Source organism: Actinosynnema sp. NPDC023658 (genome assembly GCF_040639995.1).
Lineage (GTDB): Bacteria > Actinomycetota > Actinomycetes > Mycobacteriales > Pseudonocardiaceae > Actinosynnema.
The window spans coordinates 1-1,791 of sequence record NZ_JBFAAX010001079.1 but is presented as its reverse complement, the minus strand read 5'-3'; the positions used below and the strand labels follow the sequence as shown (position 1 = coordinate 1,791).

Below are 1,791 nucleotides of genomic sequence, written 5' to 3'. Positions count from 1 at the left end.
CGTTGGTGTAGTTGAACTGCCCCCGGTTGGGTTCGGTGGCGTCCCACTTCATCTCGTTCTCGGCGGTGACCATGTTGAACTCCCGGTTCAGGATGCCCACATAGGTCGAATCACCCAGCTTGCCCGCCGCGACCGCCGTACCGAAGTACCGACCCGACTGCGCGGCGGCATCACCCAGGGTCGTCGCCGCGCTCGCCGACGTGGTCATGATCAACGTCGCGCCGACCGCCACTGCGGCGACTGTCGACACGAGTGCGACTCGTGACGCTGACCTCGATGTCAGGCTCATGTTCACACTTTCGAGGAGTCACCCGGATCGCCCGGGCTGTGGTGGACAGGACGATCGGACCGGTCCGTCCTCCGTGCTTCGAGGGCGTGGACCGGTGCACCCGGCACGTCCCGGTGGCGCATCCCGTGGCTGCGGACCGGAATGAACCCTCGAAAGGACATGCCAGCAGGAGTGTGGCAGCTAAGTGTTCACGTTCACAAGAACAGCGTCTCGGGTTGCGCGGCATATTGGTCTGATCGGACTAGCGAAATCCGGGAACGCTCCCAAATGGGACTTGAGAGGCATGGCGGACACCTAGATGGGGGTGCTGCGAAAATGATGTTGCTGAAGTTAACGCTAACATCTTTAGCAAAACGGGGGGTGAATCGGTTCACCCCCGCACAGACGTAAACCCGACCTCGGCCGTGGCCGAGGTCGGGTTGGTCGGGTCCGGGGACCGGGGTCAGAAGTTCTTCTTCGCCACCGTCCACGGGGTCTTGGCCGCCAGGCCGGACGGGCTGAGGACGTAGTCGCGCGCCGTCCGGTTGGCGTAGAGCACCATGTCGAGGAACTGCACCACCGTCGTCATGCCGTCGGTCACCTGGTCGCCGGTGATGAACCCGGTGTGCCCGGCCTGCGGGTGCCGCGCCAGCACGGCGGGCACGGTGGCGAGGTCGTAGGTGGCCTGGTTGTTGGCGTAGGCGACGTCGGAGCTGCCGCCGTCCATGAACAGCGCGGGCGTGTGCAGCTTGCCGACCTCCGAGCGCGGGTAGCCGAACGAACCGTCGGCGAAGAAGCCGCTGTCCAACGAGACCACGGCGGACACCCGGCGGTCCTGGGCGGCGACGAGCGCTTCCAGCCCGCCGCACGAGTGGCCCGCGGTGGCCACCGCGCCCAGGTCGAGCCGCTGGCGCAGCGGCGACCCGGAGCGGTTCTGCTCCCGCTCGGCCCAGGTGATGCCGTCCGTCAGCAGGGAGGGGATGGGTGACCCGCTGGCCACGCCGTTGGGCGAGCCGTCGACCGATCCGGTGTCCACCACGACGAAGCCCTTCGAGGCGATGAACGTCAGGATCCGCGTGACCTCGCTGTTGTTCGTGTGGGCGCAGGCGCCGTTCCCGAACGCCAGCACGGGCAGCGGGCGGTCCACCGCCTGCGGGTCCGACGGGCGGAACACGGTGAAGCGGTTGTCGCCGTACGCGCCTTCCCTGGTGACGGCGAAGTTGTTCTCGATCAGCGCGCGACCGGGCTGAGGCGTCGTGGTCGTCGTAGTGGTGCTGGTGCCGGTGGTGGTCGTGGTCGAGCCGGTGCACGCGGTGCCGTTGAGGGTGAACACCGGGGGAGGCGTCGGGCGGGCGCTGGAGGTGGCGTTGAAGCCGAACGACACCGAGGCGCCGGTGGCGACGGCGCCGTTCCACGCCGCGTTGGTCGCGGTGACCTGGGCGCCCGACTGGGAGTGCGACCCGTTCCACGACTGCGTGATCCGCTCGTCACCGGAGAACGTCCAGGACAGCCGCCAGCCGGTG

Annotated in this window: 2 protein-coding genes; both read right to left on the bottom strand. The window is 67.9% G+C overall.

What is annotated here, in order from left to right; translation table 11 throughout:
* Positions 1-289: endo-1,4-beta-xylanase (locus AB0G02_RS38260; protein WP_360804821.1), on the bottom strand; the 289-nt coding region annotated here is incomplete at its 3' end.
* Between the two features lie 442 nt (positions 290-731).
* Positions 732-1,791: cellulose binding domain-containing protein (locus AB0G02_RS38255; protein WP_360804818.1), on the bottom strand; the 1,060-nt coding region annotated here is incomplete at its 5' end.